The sequence below is a fragment of the Cupriavidus sp. PB-02 genome (assembly GCF_058252315.1).
In genome coordinates, this window is sequence record NZ_JBXPSX010000003.1 from 933,765 (window position 1) to 952,442 (window position 18,678).

Annotated in this window: 14 protein-coding genes and 2 pseudogenes; 8 read left to right on the forward strand and 8 right to left on the reverse strand. The window is 62.8% G+C overall.

What is annotated here, in order from left to right:
• Positions 1-7 precede the first annotated feature (7 nt).
• Positions 8-787, forward strand: a complete 780-nt coding sequence (locus AC10V3_RS38815) for a cyclase family protein (protein ID WP_490924352.1) — start codon at positions 8-10, stop codon at positions 785-787.
• A gap of 226 nt (positions 788-1,013) precedes the next feature.
• Here the strand turns inward: AC10V3_RS38815 and AC10V3_RS38820 are convergent, their stop codons facing one another.
• Complete coding sequence (locus AC10V3_RS38820) at positions 1,014-2,084, reverse strand: porin (protein WP_490924353.1); 1,071 nt, start codon at positions 2,082-2,084, stop codon at positions 1,014-1,016.
• A 377-nt stretch (positions 2,085-2,461) separates the two neighbouring features.
• Here AC10V3_RS38820 and AC10V3_RS38825 point away from each other — a divergent pair, with 377 nt between their 5' ends.
• Positions 2,462-3,472, forward strand: a complete 1,011-nt coding sequence (locus tag AC10V3_RS38825) for an IS5 family transposase (protein ID WP_349605742.1) — start codon at positions 2,462-2,464, stop codon at positions 3,470-3,472.
• Between the two features lie 254 nt (positions 3,473-3,726).
• Here AC10V3_RS38825 and AC10V3_RS38830 read toward each other — a convergent pair.
• The 6 genes and pseudogenes from AC10V3_RS38830 to AC10V3_RS38855 all read right to left on the reverse strand — a co-directional run bounded on the left by AC10V3_RS38830 (position 3,727) and on the right by AC10V3_RS38855 (position 8,520).
• Positions 3,727-4,040, reverse strand: a pseudogene (locus AC10V3_RS38830) (hypothetical protein).
• Positions 4,041-4,080: 40 nt separating this feature from the next.
• Entirely contained in the window at positions 4,081-4,902 is an 822-nt protein-coding gene (locus AC10V3_RS38835) for an SDR family oxidoreductase (protein WP_490924354.1), read from the reverse strand.
• On the reverse strand, positions 4,899-5,507 hold the full coding sequence (locus AC10V3_RS38840) for an isochorismatase family protein (RefSeq protein ID WP_490924355.1): 609 nt from the start codon (positions 5,505-5,507) through the stop codon (positions 4,899-4,901). The genes AC10V3_RS38835 and AC10V3_RS38840 overlap by 4 nt, the downstream gene beginning before the upstream one ends.
• A complete protein-coding gene (locus AC10V3_RS38845) occupies positions 5,504-6,040 on the reverse strand; it encodes an aromatic-ring-hydroxylating dioxygenase subunit beta (RefSeq protein WP_490924356.1) in 537 nt (178 codons plus the stop codon). The genes AC10V3_RS38840 and AC10V3_RS38845 overlap by 4 nt, the downstream gene beginning before the upstream one ends.
• Positions 6,027-7,376, reverse strand: a complete 1,350-nt coding sequence (locus AC10V3_RS38850) for an aromatic ring-hydroxylating dioxygenase subunit alpha (protein ID WP_490924357.1) — start codon at positions 7,374-7,376, stop codon at positions 6,027-6,029. Before AC10V3_RS38850 ends, AC10V3_RS38845 begins: the two co-directional genes overlap by 14 nt.
• Positions 7,377-7,395: 19 nt before the next feature.
• On the reverse strand, positions 7,396-8,520 hold the full coding sequence (locus AC10V3_RS38855; protein WP_490924358.1) for a PDR/VanB family oxidoreductase: 1,125 nt from the start codon (positions 8,518-8,520) through the stop codon (positions 7,396-7,398).
• 102 nt (positions 8,521-8,622) lie between these two features.
• On the opposite strand from AC10V3_RS38855, the gene AC10V3_RS38860 reads away from it, so the two are divergent.
• The 6 genes and pseudogenes from AC10V3_RS38860 to AC10V3_RS38885 form a co-directional block, all read left to right on the forward strand.
• Positions 8,623-9,819 carry an ABC transporter substrate-binding protein gene (locus AC10V3_RS38860; protein WP_490924359.1) on the forward strand — a complete coding sequence of 399 codons (1,197 nt, stop codon included), beginning with the start codon at positions 8,623-8,625 and terminating at the stop codon, positions 9,817-9,819.
• Positions 9,816-10,733, forward strand: coding sequence for a branched-chain amino acid ABC transporter permease (locus AC10V3_RS38865; protein ID WP_490924360.1), 918 nt, complete (start codon positions 9,816-9,818; stop codon positions 10,731-10,733). Before AC10V3_RS38860 ends, AC10V3_RS38865 begins: the two co-directional genes overlap by 4 nt.
• 92 nt (positions 10,734-10,825) lie before the next feature.
• Positions 10,826-11,770: a branched-chain amino acid ABC transporter permease gene (locus AC10V3_RS38870; protein WP_490924361.1), complete on the forward strand. Its 945-nt coding sequence runs from the start codon at positions 10,826-10,828 to the stop codon at positions 11,768-11,770.
• The gene (locus tag AC10V3_RS38875) at positions 11,767-12,528 is read left to right on the forward strand and encodes an ABC transporter ATP-binding protein (protein ID WP_490924362.1); all 762 of its coding nucleotides are present in this window, start codon (positions 11,767-11,769) and stop codon (positions 12,526-12,528) included. The genes AC10V3_RS38870 and AC10V3_RS38875 overlap by 4 nt, the downstream gene beginning before the upstream one ends.
• Positions 12,525-13,235 (forward strand): ABC transporter ATP-binding protein, encoded by a 711-nt coding sequence (locus AC10V3_RS38880; RefSeq protein ID WP_490924363.1) that lies wholly within the window; start codon positions 12,525-12,527, stop codon positions 13,233-13,235. The genes AC10V3_RS38875 and AC10V3_RS38880 overlap by 4 nt, the downstream gene beginning before the upstream one ends.
• A gap of 229 nt (positions 13,236-13,464) precedes the next feature.
• Positions 13,465-14,697 (forward strand): annotated as a pseudogene (locus AC10V3_RS38885) (amidohydrolase); the annotation flags it as partial.
• 1,977 nt (positions 14,698-16,674) lie between these two features.
• On the opposite strand, the gene ltrA reads toward AC10V3_RS38885, so the two are convergent.
• Positions 16,675-17,976: a group II intron reverse transcriptase/maturase gene (ltrA, locus tag AC10V3_RS38890; protein WP_490924364.1), complete on the reverse strand. Its 1,302-nt coding sequence runs from the start codon at positions 17,974-17,976 to the stop codon at positions 16,675-16,677.
• Positions 17,977-18,678: the final 702 nt, after the last annotated feature.

The window sequence follows — 18,678 nt, forward strand, 5'->3', positions numbered from 1 at the left end:
CAACTCCATGAACGTATCACTGACCCAGTTTGCGCAGGAAGTCGGCAACGGCGCCCTGCGGGTCGTCGACCTGACACACACGCTTTCTCCCGAGTTTCCAGCCCTGCAACTCCCGCCGCAATTCGGGCAGGTAAGCGGCTTCAAGCTTGAACGCATCTCACGCTATGATGACGCAGGCCCTGGCTGGTACTGGAACAACTTCACGTGCGGCGAGCATACCGGCACGCACCTCGACGCACCGGTGCACTGGATTACGGGCAAGGACCATCCGCACAACGCCGTCGATACGATCGACCCGCGCCGGTTCGTCGGCGTGGCTTGCGTGATCGACGCCAGCGCGGAGGTTTCCGCCGATCCGGACTGGCTGCTCACCGTCGACTTTCTCCAGGCATGGGAATCCAGGCACGGCAGGATCGGCGAGGACGCCTGGGTATTGCTGCGCACGGACTGGAACAAGCGCATGCCGGACGCCGATGTATTCCTGAATATCCGAGAAGACGGCGCACATACGCCCGGCCCGTCGCAGGAAGCCGTGGAGTGGCTGATCCGGGAGCGCAATGTTCGCGGCTTTGGCGTCGAGACCATCAACACTGACGCCGGACAGTCGTATTCCTGGTCGCTGCCCTACCCTTGCCATAACCTGATGCACGGCGCCAATAAACTGGGTCTGCAGTGCCTCACCAATCTCGACCAACTGCCTCCCCAGGGGGCGCTGATCATTGCGGCGCCGTTGAAGATCCAGGGCGGTTCCGGCTCTCCGCTGAGGGTACTTGCCCTGGTTTCCTGAAGGACTGGCAGCTCCGGCCCACAGAAAGCTGAAGCAATCAGACTGGCGCGGCCCTGCGCCAGCCTGAAGCCACCGTAGTATGGCCAGCGATGCCAGCGTGCCCGGATTTTCCATACGTGTCCGGCAGCGCCAGTGCCTGGATGTTACCCCCTCAAAAAACGACACCACCGCCCATGAAAGACAAGCCATCTGTCTTTCATGGGCGGTGGTGTCGTCAGTCCGGTCCTCAGAACCTGTGCCGCATGCCGACAGCCATGCCGAACTGGCTGCTCTCATTCGGGGCGATCTGATAGGCGCCCAGCGGGCCGCCAAGGCTTTCAAAATTCAGCGACGCGTTCTTGGTGTAGGCGGAGCTGACATAGACTTCGGTGCGCTTGGACAGCGCGTAGTTTGCGATCAGGGTCACCTGCCAGGGATTGGCCGGATTGGTCCGGCCGGTAGCGGTGTACAGCGCCTTGAGGTTGTCATAGTAGAACGCCCCGGTAAGCGCCAGGGCCCTGGTTGCCTGGTAGTTTAGGCCGAGCCACCACAAGTCGTCGCGTGCCGCCGTATTGGTCGCGCGGACACCGTTGTTGTTGTACCGGTAGGCGGCCTGCACCAGCAAGCCTGGCGTGATCTGGTAGCGCAAGCCAAGCGCGGCTTTCTGGACGCGGTTGTAGTCGCCCGCGACCTTGGCGGTATTCACATTGTCGTAGGCCGCGGCAACGCCGAAGCTGCCGATGCGATAGTCGAAGCCGGCGCCGTATGCGGCGGAACCCTGAAGGGTGCCGGGTTGTTCGCCAAAGCTCCAATGCGCGGCCGCCGTCAGGGGTCCAAGATCGGCCTGGTACTTGACCACATTGTCTTCGCGCAGAAGCGGGCCGGCGATGACGACCACGGGCTCGTACAGGGTGGCAAATGCCGTGGGAGAGTAGTTCCCGAAGATGCTGAACAGCGTCGAATATTGCCGGCCAAAGGTGACCCGATGGCCGCCTCCGGCAAGGCCGACCCATGCCTGGCGCCCGAAGAGCCGGCCGCCCTGCGTTGAGATGCCAGTGTCCACGCTGAAGCCGCTTTCCAGGGCAAAGATCGCCTGCTTTCCGCCACCGAGATCTTCACTGCCCCGCAGGCCCCAGCGGCTTGGAGACAGGCCGCCGGAGCTCAGGGCAACCTTTGACTTTCCGTCAGGGCCGCCAGCGAGATTGTTGTTGCTGTATTCGATATTGGCATCGACCACGCCGTAAAGCGTAACCGACGACTGCGCCACCGCGGCGGCGCTCGCGGCGCTGCATGCCAGGGCGACAAGACTCTTCTTCATTAGGCTTCTCCTCCATTGCTTTTGTCTAATCCCGTCTGCGCTGCCAGCAGCGGACAACCATGGGCGAAACTGTGCTTGGCGATGCGGGGTCTGCCCACGGCGTTGATTCGGCAGGAGACGGCTTTCCTGTGACGGCACGATCCATTCGGCCTCACGCATTCTCTGCAAGTTGTTGCCGGGGAACTATCCGAATCTCGCGGCAGAGCCGGACCGCTTGTCCGTATCGTGCAGATTCGTTTGAGCCCTGGACATATGCATGGGTGCCATGCTTCGTACAATGGCCTTTCCGCTAGGGAAATGCTGATCAATTCACCCACAGGTCATCTGACGGAAAGCATGGCGCGTTGAAGGTGAAGGCGTTGAAAACAAAGACAAGGATGAAACAAACGAGCTTTGCCGATGTTGAGTTCGCGAAGAAGAAGCGCGTGACACGGCGCGAGAAGTTTCTCGGTGAGATGGATCGGATCGTGCCGTGGGCACGGTGGACCGCGTTGATTGAGCCGCTGTATCCGACGAGCGGCCGTGTTGGGCGGCAGCCGATTGGCGTGGAGAGGATGTTGCGGATGTACTGTCTGCAACAGTGGTTCAGTCTCAGTGACGAAGCCGTGGAAGACGCCCTCTACGACAGCCAGGCGTTGCGTCAATTCGTGGGTGTGGATCTGTCGCAAGAGTCGGCGCCGGATGCGACTACGCTGCTCAAGTTTCGCCGGTTGCTCGAGAAGCACGAGTTGACTGCCGCGATGTTCGATGAGGTCAAGGCCGTGCTCAGTGAGCGGGGGCTGCTGATGCGAGAGGGCACGATGGTCGATGCCACGCTGATCGCGGCACCGAGTTCGACCAAGAATAAGGACAAGTCGCGCGATCCGGAAATGCACCAGACGAAGAAGGGAAACGAGTGGCATTTTGGGATGAAGGCGCACGTCGGCGCCGACGCCGACTCGGGACTGGTGCACAGCTTACACACGACGGCGGCTAACGAAAGCGATATCGCTCACACCCATCACCTGCTGCATGGCGAGGAAAGCCAAGTGCATCTTGATGCGGGTTACACAGGTGTGGAGCGCAGGGATGAGATCAAACAAGCCCAAGGGCAAGGGACGATCCGCGCTGACATAAGCTGGCACGTAGCGGCAAAGCGCAGCAAGGTTGAAAAGATGCCGGCAGGTCGGTGGAAGGACCTGACGAAGGCAGTGGAGCGCAAGAAGGCCCAGATTCGGGCGCGGGTGGAACATCCCTTTCACGTGGTGAAGAACTTGTTTGGTCACAAGAAGACCCGCTACAAGGGCTTGGCCAAGAACACCGCACAGATGTTCAGCCTGTTCGGTCTCGCAAATCTGGTGATCGCCAAAAAGCCGTTGCTGGCGTTTCAGGGGAGCAATCCGTCTTGAACAAGCAAATCGAGCCCGAAAGGGCACGAGATGAGGGGCATGCGGCGCGAAATGAGGCTCAGATCTCTCTCTTCTTCCGCATGGTGAAAATCAGGCACCAAACATCCGTCGACCTCCAGCGCCGCTGCTATTGATCAGCAATTCCCTAGCGGGTTGGCGCGCCTGTTCCGGAATTCACGTTGCATTCCTTTCCCACATCAAGGTGCATTTCTTGATGCTGTGAGCAGTTTCAACGCTTGTATTTTTCGTGCCGTTCAGGCGCGCCGCCGCATCTGGAACAGTGCCGACCTGCTGACCTCGTAGTAGTCGGCCGGTCCGCCGCCGCGCAGGATCGGCCGTGCCGCCGCGGTGTCGAAGACGCCGTCGGGCAGGAAGACACGGTCGATATGCATGCCGACCTCCTCGCCCAGCACCAGCCACGTATCGCCGCCGACGCTGGAGAAGGCCACCACGGGGCGGTGTGTAGTTGAAGACGTTGAAGAAGACGTAAGGCGCCAGGTTCGGCACGCCCGCCTTGTCCACGATGGCGGCGCGGCCCGACGCTGGCGGCCAGCGGATCGTGCCGCAGGCCGTGGCCGCGCGTGGGCTCGTAGAAGTGGCATCCAGTCTTATTGCCCCGAAGCCCGCTCGAACCAGCGCCCCGCGGTCATGCCCTGATCGGGACCGAGACAGGAAAAGCCGCCATCCACGGCAAGATCGGTGCCGGTTATCCAGGATGCTTCCTCGCTGACAGCGAATGCCACGGCCCTGCCGACTTCCTCGCCCCGCCCCACGCGGCCGAGCGGATGGACGAATGCCCCGACTTTGTCGGCAACCTCCTGTGAGCCATGACTCATCCGGCCAAGCATGGGTGACCACGTCCAGGAGGGGGAAACCGACAGCACGCGGATTCCCGACGGCGCCAGTGACACGGCGAAGTTCTTTGTGATCTGGATGAGCGCAGCCTTCGAAGCGGGATAGATCGCACGCCCGGCCACGCCGAACTTCCCTCCGATACTGGCCATATTGATCACGACGCCTCCCCTCGGCATTCGCGGAGCGACCTTCTGGGTGAATATCGCGGCCGAAACCAGGTTCACGTTCAACGTGGCAAGCCATTGCTCCCTGGTTGAATCCAGGCCCGCATCGTCATAGACCGCGGCGCAGTTCACCAGCACATCGATGCGGCCCGCGTGTGCCGCGGCCTGCTCGACGCAGAGGTCGATCGCCGCGTCCTCGGTGATATCGGCTTCGATCACCGATGCCGCGGCTCCGATCGCCGCGGCGACTTGGTCACCTGCTGCCTTGTCGCGGCCCACCAGGAAGATCTTCGCGGCGCCCGCTGCGGCGAGCTCGCGCGCGATGTCGGCCCCCAGGCCCTGCGTGCCCCCGGTTACCAGGACAACCTTGCCGGTCAGTCGGCGACGCTCGCGGTTCATGGTCTGGTTCATGAGGATTCCTTTTCATTTGCTGCGGCCAGATCGCCGAGGGTGGTCACCTCAGCCATCAGTGCCATGGAGGCCAGCGAAGCTTCATGGGTGGCGCGTTGGGCCGCCGCGCAGGCGTCGGCGACAACGACCACCTCATAGCCGAGCTCCGCCGCCTCCCGCACCGTGCCTTCAACCACCGAGTGCGTGGCAACCCCCGCGACCACCACGCGCCCCACACCGTGCTGCCGGAGCAGTTGGTCGAGCTGCGTGCCGCGGAATGCGCTGATGCTGGTGTGCTTGAGCACAAACTCACGCGGACTATCCAGCGGCGACAACGGCGCGTAGAACTCTGCGCCCCACTCCCCGTCCTTCACCGCACCGATCGCCTCCGTGCGGCGGAAGATCGGGATATTGCGCAGCAGATCGCCATAGTCAGGCCGGAACGCAATGCGCACGTGCATGATCGGCCACTGGCTACGGCGAGCCGCGGCCAGCAGCCGCGCGGCGCTGTCAACCAGCGCCGCGCGGCTCGCGTCGTCGTCAATCCCGACGCGGATCCGGCCATCGGCATCCAGCACGTCATTCTGATAGTGCAGCGCCAGCAAGGCGGTCGCGGTCTCGCTCAAATGAACACCTCGAGGTTCGAGAAGACGCTGTCGCAGTTCACCAGATCGACGCGCTTGAGGTAAATGCGCCAGCCCCCGTCATCCGTGGCCATGAGCTTGTGGTGGACCGTGCCCGCAAGCTGGCGCTGGTCGCCGCGCCACTCCGTGTAGTGAACGCTCGAACGAACGATGAGGCGGCCTGCCTCATCCAGCCCCTGGATGGTGACGTTGCCGACAAGATGCGAGCAATGGGTAGGCGGCTGCTGCGACCAGTTGCGCGGGTTGGAGACACGCCGGACCCGCACCTCGCGCAGCATCTTGTCTTCCCAGAACAGGGAGACCTGCTCAAACGGATTGGATTGCCGATGGAAGCGTGGCACCCAGTAGCGGCCATCTTCGTCCCACAAGGCCAGCCAGTCCTCGAACTGGCGATCGTCGAGGCACTGCGCCTCCCGGAAGAGAAACTGCTCCACACCCCTGCTCGCCTCCGGCGTCATGGCGGCGCGCGAGACAGGTTCCACTGACACATCAAAACTGCGATCAAGCAATAGCACGATTCGCTCCCTCGTGGTTTTCGGCGACAACGGCCTCGTCTTCAATCATGTACTGGCGCCAGGCCATGAACTGGTTGCGCATCGGCAGTTCGCTGGTGCCGTTCGTCGATACCATGCCGTCGGGCAATACCTGGTCGGTACCGAGATAGCGATGCAGGCTGACCCACTCGCCACCGTCGGTCTGGTTCCCCTCCTGGCAGCGCTTGTACACCTCCACATCGTCGGGCATGACGTTGGAGGATGGTGAGTTGATCAGGTTCGCGTAGGTGAGCGCACGATCGAACACCTTCTGCGGCGCGCCCTTGAGGCGGAAGGTCTGGATCTCGACCAGGGTGCGATCCACTGCCATCGGGCGAATCACGCGGAACTGCTGGAAGACGGTATGCGGCGAGCCGCTGCCGTAGATCACCGTGTTGTGTCGGTTCATGCCCAGGATGGCCCGAGCGCGCTCTTCGCCGTGCACGGCGGCCAGCGACTCGAAGTGAGCGCGCGACACCGCGTCACGGGTCGCGGCGGCAGGGTCGAAAATGCCTTCCATGTAGCCGTGCCCGTTGTGATAGGCACGCAGCTCGAGCTTCTCCCAGAACTCGTACGGCTCGCCGTTGCCGTCCATGATCAGCAGCTCGAAAGGCATCTCGCCCAGCACCGCGGCCTCTTCCCGGGCTGCCTGGAAGGACGATTCGTGCGTGACACGCGCATGCATGGTGTCATGTAGGTTCTCGTAGAACACCTTCCAGTTCGAGGGCTGCATGACGCGGAACACGCCCCCCGCGACCTCCACTTCACCGACGGGCGAGCGGTCGCACAGGTTGTCGATCGACGAGGCAACGCCGCCGAGGAAGGTGCGCAGGCTCGGACCGTGCGGCGCCTGGCTGGCGAACACAAAGCCGCGGTAGCTGTCGACGCGTGCCACCTTCTTCATGGAGAAGTCGGGATGGGCAGGATCGTAGCAAGTCCCTTCCAGGCCATTCTTCAGGGGCAGGGACAGATGGCTGCCATCCAGCTTGAAGGTCCAGGCATGGTACGGGCAACGGAAGAACTTGCCGGTGTTGCCATCGCCTTCGGCGACCACCTTCGCGCCCTTGTGCGGGCACCGGTTGTACACCACGTGCACGGCGCCGTCGGCACCCCGGACCATGATCACATCCTGCTCGCCGATCTGGGTGGTGTGGTAATCACCGGACTTCGGGACCTGGCTTTCGTGTCCGACGTAGATCCAGGCCTTGCCATAGATGCGTTTCATCTCGAGGGCGAAGACCTCGGGATCGGTGTACACGCGCTTGTGGACGCTATCTGGCCGTACCAGCTTTGCGAGCGCTTCATTGGAAAGCGTCATTCGGATTCTCCTATGGGGTCTAGAGGTCCAGCACCAGTTGATCGGATTTGGCGCGGGATACGCAGATGCAGAAACTGCCGGACTCGCGCTCCCTGGCGCTCAGGCAGATGTCTCGGTGGTCGGCCTGGCCGCCAAGAACCTTGGCCACGCAGATGCCGCAGTCACCGCGGCGACAATCGAAGAGCGGGTCCAGACCGGCGGCTTCCATGGCCTCCAGGACGGTCTGGCCCACCGCCACGTCAACTTTCACGCCGCTGGCAGAAAGCTCAATCGTGAACGGCCGGTCCTCCGCGGACGCCAGGGCTCCGGTGAACAGCTCGCAATGCAGCGTCTCGGCGGCCCAGCCGAGTTGATTCGCGGTCTCCAGCACCGCGGCAATGAAACCTTTGGGCCCGCACACGTGGAGATGACGGCCCGGCGTGGGTACGCCAATGACATCCGCCAGCGCAATCCCTTGCGACGGATCGCCCCCGTCGAACCAGCAACGCGCATTGGGCAAGGCTTGGACCTCGGCCGCGTAAGCCGCCTGCGACGCTTCGCGCGCCACGAAGTGCATGTCAAAGGCCTGCCCCTGCTGCTGCAAGTGCAGGGCCATGTTCAGGATCGGCGTGATGCCAATGCCACCTGCGAGGAGAAGCGGCCGCTCCGCCGCGCCGCGCAAGGGAAATTCATTCCAGGGCCCTGAGGCGGTCAGCCGCTGCCCTTCCGTCAGCTGGTGCACCCAGCGTGAGCCGCCGCTGCCTTGTTCTTCCAGCTGCACCGCGACTTCATAGTGCCTGCCCCCATCCGCGGGCCGCACCAGCGAATAGGCGCGGCGCATTGCCGGCGCGCGGCCGCTGGCGGGCACATGCAGCTCGATATGGGCACCTGGTTCATACATCGGCAGCGGCGCCCCGCTGTCGCTGACCAGCAGCAGGCGACGCACGCGCGGCGTGATGGGGTCGATTCGCTCGACACGCAATGCGATGGTGTTGTCCACTAATTCTCCGTCTGTCCGATTTGCCGGGCACTGCATTGGCGCTCCGGCTCTGCCCAACAATCTAGTGACATCCGGGATCGCAAAATAGCCGCCGTTCGCAGTCTTGTGTCCGCGTATGGCAGGCCGCTGCCGATCTGCACGATCCGGACAAGCCGCCGCCTGCATCCGCCAAATTCGGATAGTCCCCCGGCAGTGGTTTGCGCAGAATCTGCACGAGACCGGCTGCCTCTGGCCGGCTGACAGAAGTCCCTCTCACTGGACCGAGACATGAGACAAGCCGCCCCCACCCTAAGCAAGCGCGCAGCCCTCGCAGCTGCGGCGCTGATCGCCAGCCTGGCGATCCCCCACGCAAGTGCCACCGAATCCGTAAAGATCGGACTGTTGACCACCCTTTCCGGCCAAGGCAGCGCCCTCGGAAATGAAGTGCGAGACGGTTTCAAGCTGGCCGTGCAACACGCCGGCGGCAAGCTCGGCGGTCTGCCGGTGAGCATGGAAGTGGTCGACGACCAGCAGGATCCCCAGGCTGCCCGAAAAGCCATCGACCGCTTCATCAAGCGCGACAAGGTGAATCTCATTACCGGCGTCGTGTTCTCCAACGTCCTGTTGCCGGTGCTACCCGAGATTCTGCGCAGCGATACGGTCTACCTTTCCATCAACACCGGCCCGCGGGAATATGCCGGGGCGAAGTGCGATCCCCGCTTCTTCGCCGTCGCCTGGCAGAACGAAGACATTCCTGCTGCCATGGGGAAATTTGCCACCGAGAAGGGCTATAAGCGTGTTGCGCTGATCGCGCCGAACTATCCGGGCGGACGCGAATCGCTGGATGGCTTCAAGCGGCTATACAAGGGCACCATCGCAGACGAGACGTACAGCAAGCTGGGCCAGATCGATTTCGCCCCGGAGCTGGCCCAGCTCCGCGCGGTCAAGCCGGATGCCGTCTTCTTCTTTCTCCCGGGCGGCATGGGCGTGAACTTCATCAAGCAGCTCAGCGCGGCGGGCCTGGACAAGCAGATGGCCGTGCTGGCGCCCGGCTTCTCGGGCGACGAGGACACCATCCGCGCCGTCGGGGATCCGATGGCTGGCCTGTACAACGCCTCGCAGTGGGCAGCGGACCTCGACAATGCTGCCAACAAGCGTTTCGTGGCGGGATTCGAGAAGGCCTACGGTCGGATGCCGACGATGTACGCCGCCCAGGCCTATGACGCGGCGATGCTGATCGACAGCGCGGTACGCAAGGTCGGAGGCAAGCTGGAGGACGAAGCCGCCTTCCGCAAAGCCCTGAAGAGCGCGGAGTTTGCTTCGGTGCGGGGGAACTTCAGGTTCAACACCAACCAGTACCCCGTGCAGGATATCTACATGCGGCAGGTGCAGCGCGGTCCGGACGGCAAGCTCGCGAACCGCCTGGTGGGCAAGACGCTGGCCGCCCATGCCGATGCCTTCGTTTCCGAATGCAAGATGCAATGAGCGCGCTCCTGTTCGAGCAGGCCCTGAATGGCCTGCAGTTTGGCCTGATGCTGTTCCTGTTGGCCGCCGGGCTGACGCTGGTGTTCGGCATCATGGACATGATCAACCTCTCGCATGGCTCGCTCTACATGATCGGCGCCTATTGCGTGGCCACCCTGACCGAGTATCTCGGGTCATTCTGGCTAGGGCTTGCGTCAGGCATCCTGGTTACGGCCTGTGTCGGCGTCGCACTGGAGTTCACCGTGCTGCGACGCCTCTACAAGCGAGACCACTTGTCCCAGGTGCTGGGAACGTTCGCCATCATCCTGATGGCGAACGAGGCGGTCCGGATGATCTGGGGTCCGCAACCCGTCAGCTTCAGCCCGCCCGCTGCCCTCGCCGGCCCGATCGAGATCGTTCCCGGCTTCTACTATCCCGCATACCGCTTGCTGATCGTGGCGGTCGGATGCGCGGTGGCGCTGGCGCTTTACCTGCTCGTTGCCAGGACCCGCATCGGCATGAAGGTCAGGGCCGGCGCCTCGGACCGGGAAATGGCGACGGCGATGGGGACCCGCGTGTCGTGGCTGTTCACAGGGCTGTTTGCGTGCGGCGCCGCGCTGTGCGCGCTGGCCGGGGGACTGCTGGGGCCGCTGCTAGCCGTGCAGGTGGGGATGGGTGAAAGCATCCTGATCCTGGCATTCGTGGTCATCGTCATCGGCGGCATCGGCTCGATCCGCGGCGCGCTGGTCGGCGCATTGCTGGTAGGCATGATCGACACGCTCGGGCGTGCCCTGATCCCATCACTGTTCAGTGGCCTGCTCGGCCCCTCCCTGGCCGCCAGCGCGGGACCCGCAGCCGCTTCCATTCTCATCTACGTGTTGATGGCGGCTGTCCTGTTCTGGAAGCCGAGGGGCCTATTCCCGGCCGTCGGCTAATGGCCCGGCTCATACACAGGACGCTTCAAATGATCTCCAATCCCCCTTCACCCCCTCGCGCAGGCGCCAGGAGACTGGCCGCGCCGCAGCACATGCTCAGCCATTCGCTCCAGCCGGGCTGGAGCATGCCGCTGCTCTTGCTGCTCTTGTGCTTTCCGCTCATTTCCGGCCATTTCGGCGCCGAGTATTACGTTAGCGTGCTGTCGAGGATTCTCATCTATGCAATGGTTGCCACGAGCTTGAACCTGATCCTCGGCTTCGGTGGCATGGTGAGTTTTGGCCATGCCGCGTTCGTCGGTATCGGCGCTTACCTGGTCGCTTCGCTGATGGCCAATGGCATCACCTCGGCGTGGCTGGCCTGGCCCGCGGCTATGGTCTTGAGCGCCCTGGTGGCGCTGTTGATCGGGGCGATCAGCCTCAGAACCCAGGGGGTCTACTTCATCATGATCACGCTGGCCTTCGCCCAGATGCTGTACTACCTCGTGATTTCGCTGAAGGCATGGGGCGGCGAAGACGGCCTGCCCCTGGATGGGCGATCGGACTTCGGCGCCCTGCTCAACCTCCAGGACGACCAGAGCTTCTTCTACGTGGTACTGGCGCTTTTTCTTGCCGTGGTGCTGCTGATCCAGCGGCTGGCCAACGCCGAGTTTGGACACATCCTGCAGGCCATCCGGGAGAACGAGACACGCTGCGACGCGCTGGGGATCAACGTCTTCCGCCACAAGCTAATGGCCTTCACCCTGGCCGGCGCCATTGCGGGGCTCGCGGGTGCGCTGCTGGCCAACCAGAGTGGCTTCGTCAGCCCCTCGCTGATGCATTGGACCCAGTCGGGCATCCTGATGGTGATGGTCATTCTCGGCGGCGTGGGGCGCGTCTACGGTGGCGTCGTCGGCGCGGCCGTCTACCTGGTGCTGGAAGAGCTGCTATCCGGCTACACCGAGCATTGGCAGCTTGCCCTGGGCGCGCTGCTGCTGGCCGTCGTGCTGTCGGCACCCAACGGAATCCTGAGCCTGTTCGGCAACAAGGAGCGTCCATGAACGTGCTGCTCCAGATCGACCGCCTGGTCAAGCGGTTCGGTGGGCTGGTGGCGACCGACAGCGCCTGCCTGGACGTCCGCGAGGGCGAACTTCATGCCCTGATCGGCCCGAATGGCGCGGGCAAGACGACGCTGATCCACCAGCTCTCCGGCGCACTGGCGCCAACCGAGGGGCGGATCCTGTTCAACGGCGAGAACGTGACAGGCCTGCCCATGCACCGGCGCGCAAGACGTGGGCTGGTCCGCTCGTACCAGATCACCAGCATCTTCAAACGCCTGTCCGTGCACGAGAACCTCGCCATTGCCGTGCAAGGCCGCGAAGGACGATCGCTTGGCATGTGGAAACCGGCCACGCAGGACCGCGCGCGCATGGAAGATGCCGCAGCGGTCGCCGAGCGCGTTGGCCTGGGGAAAAAATTGCGGTGTGCCGCCGGCGAGCTCTCGCACGGCGAACAGCGCCAGCTCGAAGTCGGGCTTGCGCTGGCGCTGCGGCCAAAGCTGCTGTTGCTCGACGAGCCGATGGCGGGCATGGGCCCGGACGAATCCGAGCGCATGGTGGACCTGCTGCTCGGGCTACGGGGCATGACCACGCTGTTGCTTGTCGAACACGACATGGATGCGGTCTTCCGGATTGCGGATCGGATCTCGACCCTTGTCTTCGGCAAGGTGATCGCCAGCGGAACACCAGACGAGATCAAGACACATCCTGAAGTCCGCAAGGCTTACCTCGGTGACGAATGGGAGGAGCGCGCAGCATGAGCATGTTGCTTGAGGTCGAACAGCTGGAGACAGCTTACGGGAGCAGCCAGGTACTCTTTGGCATCGATTTGTCCATTCGCCCACGCGAAGTGGCAACCTTGCTTGGCCGCAACGGCATGGGCAAGACGACGACGGTTCGCAGCGTGCTCGGGCTGACTCCGGCCCGCGCCGGAAGGGTCCACTTTCTTGGCCATCGCATCGATCAGCTCGCACCGGACAAGGTTGCACGCATGGGCCTGGCGGTGGTGCCGGAGGGCAGGAGAATCTTCCCGAACCTGTCGGTGCAGGAAAACTTGCTGGCATTCGGCACCAACCGGAGCGGCAGCCGGGAGCCATGGACGCTCGATCGGGTGTACGCCATGTTCCCGCGCCTCAGGGAGCGGGGCCGCAACATGGGCAATCAGCTCTCCGGTGGTGAGCAGCAGATGCTTGCCATAGGCCGCGCCCTGATGACCAACCCTCATCTGCTGATCCTTGATGAGGCCACCGAAGGCCTGGCACCCCTGGTCCGCGAGGAAATCTGGCGCAGCCTGGCCGCATTGCGGGACCAGGGGCAGGCCATCCTGGTCATCGACAAGTATGTCGATCGCCTTGTGAAACTGGCGGACCGCCACACCATCATCGAGCGCGGCAAAGTGGTCTGGACCGGACCATCCGCCTTGCTGGCGGCCGATCGTTCGCTATCGGAACGCTACATCGGTGTCTGAACGGGCGATCCGGCAAGCCATGCGCAATCTGACTAGCGAAATTCGCACGGGTGCCACGATCTCCGCTCCCGCAGTCAAATAGCCTGAACCTTCGCTGCATATTCATAAACGAGGAGATACCCCGCATGAACCCCCGCCCCCGCGCCACACAACTGGCCTGTCTTGCGCTCGTGGCCGCTTGCGCCACCGGCGCGCAAGCCCAGCCCCAGCCTGACGCCAATGCCGTCACGTCGAGCAGCAACTAGATGCGTCCTACCCGTCCCTGGACGCCCTCTACAAGGATATCCACGCCCATCCTGAACTGAGCTTCCAGGAAACCCGCACCGCCGCCACGCTCGCGCGCGAGATGCGCAAGCTCGGCTTCGAGGTGACTGAGGGCGTCGGCAAGACTGGCGTGGTCGCGATCTACCGAAACGGCAAGGGTCCGGCGGTCATGGTGCGCACCGAACTCGACGCGCTGCCAATGGAGGAAAAAACCGGCCTTCCCTATGCCAGCAAGGTCACGGTCGACTGGCGAGGCAAGCCCACGCCAGTGGCACACAGTTGCGGCCACGACCTGCATATGACCACCTGGGTAGGCGCCGCACGCACGCTGGTGTCGTTGAAGGACCGCTGGCACGGTACGCTGATGTTCGTGGCACAGCCGGCCGAGGAACATGGCGGCGGCGCGGTGGCGATGATCAAGGACAAGATCTTCGAACGCTTCGGCAAGCCGGACTATGCCTTCGCGCTGCATGCCGTGCCCGAGCCGGTGGGCTTCATCGGCCTCAGCCCCGGCGCCGCCACGTCCAACTCCGACGCGCTGGAGATCCGCTTCAAGGGCCGCGGGGGACATGGTTCGGGACCGGACAAGACGATTGACCCGATCATGATGGCCTCGCGCTTCGTGGTCGACGTGCAGAGCGTTGTCAGCCGCGAGAAGAATCCGCAGGAATTCGGCGTGGTCTCGATTGGGGCGATCCAGGGTGGCACCGCCGGGAACATCATTCCGGACGACGTGGTCCTGCGTGGCACCATCCGGTCCTATATGCCGGATGTCCGCGAGAAGATGCTGACCGGCGTCAAGCGCACCGCCCTCGCGGCTGCGACGATGTCTGGCGCGCCCGAACCTGATGTCCGCATCGATGCGGGCGGCGCTGCCGTCATGAATGACGCCAAGCTGCTGGCAAGCACGGAGTCAGTGCTGCGCAGCGCCTACGGTGAGGGCGTTACGCGCGTGCCGCCTGTCACCGCCAGCGAGGACTATTCGGAGTTCGTCAACGTCGGCGTGCCGTCCCTGTACTTCACGGTCGGGGTCTACGACAAGCAGCGCTACCTGGACTCGCGCAAGCCCGGCGCAAAGACCTTGCCCGCCAACCATTCCCCGTTCTTTGCACCGGTGCCGGAGCCGTCAATCAAGACCGGGGCAGGCGCCATGAGCCTGGCCGTGCTGAGTGTAATGTCGCGCTCGGCGACAAATTGAACATCTGCTAATGGCGGCATTTAGTCGTCGGAAGGAATATTGGACAAGAATTGGGGTTATGCAAATGTTGGCGTAACCCCTTCTTGGGCTCATGAAGAATGGCTGGGAGCGCCTCTTTGATTTTGGGAAGGGATCGGCTGTCGTTCCCGCTCGAGAGGCAGAGCGTCAGCGAAGGGAAAAGCCGATCGGACGGCGGCCGAGAGCCCTTTCCGTCTGCGGGGTCGCCCCTAACCCACATCCGATGCGTGACGCGGGTCATCGGGGGCATGCCGTAGGAGGCGGCTCCGGCTTGCTGCCATCACGGAACTCGCCACTTCAGCGACGCAGCGAAGTTCTTGGCATCGAACGAGACCCAACGGCTTGCAACTCGCTTACTTTGCGGCCCAATTCATAGCACCTTCCGTAGTCGCCGCCAGTGCATAATTTCGCGATCGTGAAATTACCGACTCATCTGCCGAGTTGCCGCGTGCCAGGACCCCGGCCATCTGCGTGGCAATCTGCAAGAGTTTTCATAAGGGTTTATACTGCGTCCGTCTCCTCCCTTGCTCCGAAGGGATTCCTGCCCGCCCTTGAAGCGGGCTTTCTTTTGCCTGCGGTCCAAGTCGCGCGTCCTGCTCGAGCGCCTGGCGTTGCCTGGCCGGGCCGCGCAGGGTGCATCGCCCTCGCATTCCTGCAGGGAGGCTTCTTACCAACGCAGCGCGACGAAGCAAGCCAAAAATCATCAACGCATGCTTCCAAAATTGGACGGCCCGCCAGCGTCACGCAAGCCGCGTGAACTGCCGGACTGATCAGGCATTGTCCGAACTCAAGACTCCCTACAACGAGCACGTGGCTGCTCGTCCCAGGATCGGAAGCCATGCAGGCATTGTAGGTGCCTCATTGGCCTCTCGGCAGTGGTCCGGCCGTCAGCCCCCGCTTTGGCGCAGTCTCCTTCTCGGTCGGCCCCGGGCCGTCGGCCTTGCGCCGTCGCCCGCCACCACCATTTCGCTCAGGTGGCCCCACTCGCAATTCTGCCAGCAGCTGGCGCACCAGCGCCGCTTCGGCCTCGGCGCGCTCGGCCGGGCGCTGCGCCGCGGTCAGCTCCGCCTGGACGGTGTCCAGGTCGTTGACGGATTTCCGATGCGCCTGCTCGGCGGTAGCGAGCCGAGCGCCGTGACTTGGGCTTTGAACCGGTCGGCCTGCGACCAATAAGGCCCATGGGGGACGGTCTTGACCACGAACCCCATCGCCTCGTAGTACCCAACACAAAGCAGCTCAAATCGCTTCCACTCTTTTAGCTTGAGGGCATCCAGAGTCCAGCTATTGATTTCCGGCTTCTCAGGTACGGGGGCTGTCCGCGCCGGCGGGCTAACGGCCTCCTTTGGCTCGGCGGATTCACCGGAATACCGGGGTGACATGGGGGGCGACGACGGTCGGCTCGTGTGGGAGCGCCGTGCCCTAATCGGGATTTCTTGCTGCCTGGCCCCCCCGCCCAGTCGCCTGATGCTGAACTGGCCGCGCGGCTCGAATGTGCGATCGTAGCCCTCAATCCTCGCGCCTATCTTTTTTTTATCATGCCGCCAGAGGCTACTGGCGACGGCCACGGCCTTGTGCGGGCCGTGCCGAAATAGACGCCTCACCCGTTTCTAGGTGCTTGCACCAAGTAACGCGCCCTTTTTTCGGGCGTGGCCCCCAGCTTGTGGCTTCGACTCAGGTTAATAAGCACAACATTATCGTGCCCTATCGCGTCCCCAGCCAACGTCGGTCTCACGTTCTGCAGGGCCTGCGCGCGCTCGGGGCGACTGGTTGTAACTGCGGGGGTCAAAGCCGCTGCGGTCGCGCCTGGGAGAGTACAGAATGCAAGAGAATTACAAAGCACTGCAACTGTAGGGTCGAGAACTGGCGCGCGCACGGTAGGCTCCGGTGGTCTCCCCATCGCTTTCGGTTTTCCCGCACTACGCTCTCCTGTTTGCTTCATGTCAGGATTTATGGGACCTATCATGCTGGTGCCGCTTTCGTCGCCGGGCCACGACGTATCCGATAGCTGTTGAACAGCTTCAGTTCGTCATACAACCAGCGCTTACTCCACCGCTTCCAGCCGAAACCCCGACGCTTCCGGGAGCGCATCAGATGGCGCCTGACCTTCTTTTCCACCCAGTCCTTGATGAAGCTGAAGCACTCCGTGGAGTGCCCAATGGCGAAGTAATTTACCCAGCCGCGCAGCACCGGATTGATCAGTTGTACCACCCGACCTACTGGCTGCGACCGGTATCGCCTGAACACTTCCTTGAGTTTGCGCAGCAACGCCGTCCTCTTCTTCAACTTTGGCGTATAGTGCGCTCGCCACACTTTTCTCTTCGCATTGCGACGTCGACGGAAGTCGAAGCCAAGAAAGCCAAAGCTTTCACCGCAGTCCAGATCCACCGTGCGACTCTTCTCGTCATTCACCTCGACCTGTAACTTGGCAAACTCTTCCCGAAGCCGTCGGCTTACCGCCCCCAGCAGCCACGCATGGCGCGGATGGGCATCGATGAGCACAACAAGATCGTCAGCAAAACGGGCATACTCGACGTACGTGTACTTCCCACTGCGAGTTACTCCCTTCGCCCTCTCTAGCATACGATCCACCTCGGTGAGGTAGATATTGCTGAGCAGGGGTGAGATGACACCGCCTTGTGGTACGCCTTGCTTTCCCGATGACGTCAGCATCAACTTCAGCAAACGCATGACCGCATCGTCGTTGACTCGGCGAGCCACCTTGTCCAGCAGCAAATGATGCCGCACGGTGTCAAAGTAGGCGCGCAGATCCAAATCTATATGCGGGTCTTTCTGAACGATCGCCGTCGCCACCCGATGCACCGCTTCCTGTGCAGTGCGCTTCGGACGATAACCGTACGACCCCGGTTGGAAGTCTGCTTCGAAGATCGGTTCCAGGATGAGCTTCAGCGCGCCTTGCACCACGCGGTCGCGGATAGCAGGAATCGAAAGGACACGGACCTTGCCCCCGTCCTTCGGTATCTCCTGCCGCCGCGCCCGTAGCGGTACGTAGGTGCGCTCGATCAGTTCGCCCTGTATCTGCTCAAGGAATGACTCCACGCCTTGCGTCTCGATGACCTCAAACGTTACTCCATCTATACCCGGAGCCCCGTTGTTCTTTCTGGCCAGCGCGTACGCTTCGCGCAGCGTTTCCATCTTGCAGACATGGACGTACAGCCCCCAGAAACGCCAAGACGGTTCAGCCTTCGCCTTGACGTATATTCCCCGCCTCAGGTCCTGCAAACTGCTGGACGCTTTTGTCATCTCGTCCTTGCCTCCCATGTTGTCGAGGACATTACAAACAGCAGGGCCCCTTCGCTCCACCGGCGTTACCCGGCTTCACAGCTACTACGGACCCATCCGCCACCCTCTCGCCTTCGACCCACTTCCCGGGTTCGCCGGTTATAGGGCCTACCTTGCTCCGGCGATTTCGCACCGGGGCGAGGAGGGCTTCTCAGTTGCTCAGCGTATCCTTGTCAGCATGCCGTCGGTTTCACCCCGCCGGAGGCATACGACGCATCAGTCAGGTTGCGTCGTATGCTGTTGTCTTCGCCCGATTTTTGAAGGCTCGACCTCCGGGGTAGCAGCTATCGAGGCCACATCTCCGTTTACTTGCGTTACAGCCTACTGACTCGCGATCGCCCCAAGGGCGACTTTGTCGATGGGCTTCAGCGTCCCGGTTTCCCGAGCACGCTGCCATCCAAGCTACGGGGCTCTGACTCTTACCCCGGCGGGCTTTCTTTCCCGCTGAATACGCCAGCCTTCGCTGGACGCACAAAAATCCTCTGTCTTATCGCCGCGCCCTGACAACGCGGCGTCACGGGCATCCTGGCCACGCGCGCAGCGGCTCACCTTCGCTGGCGAGTCTGGCGCGAACGCAACGGCAGTAGCCGGCCAGTTGGAGGCATTCGACCTCGATGTCCGGATCGTCAACAACAGGGCGAGCGTCATCACTCCGCGATCTCC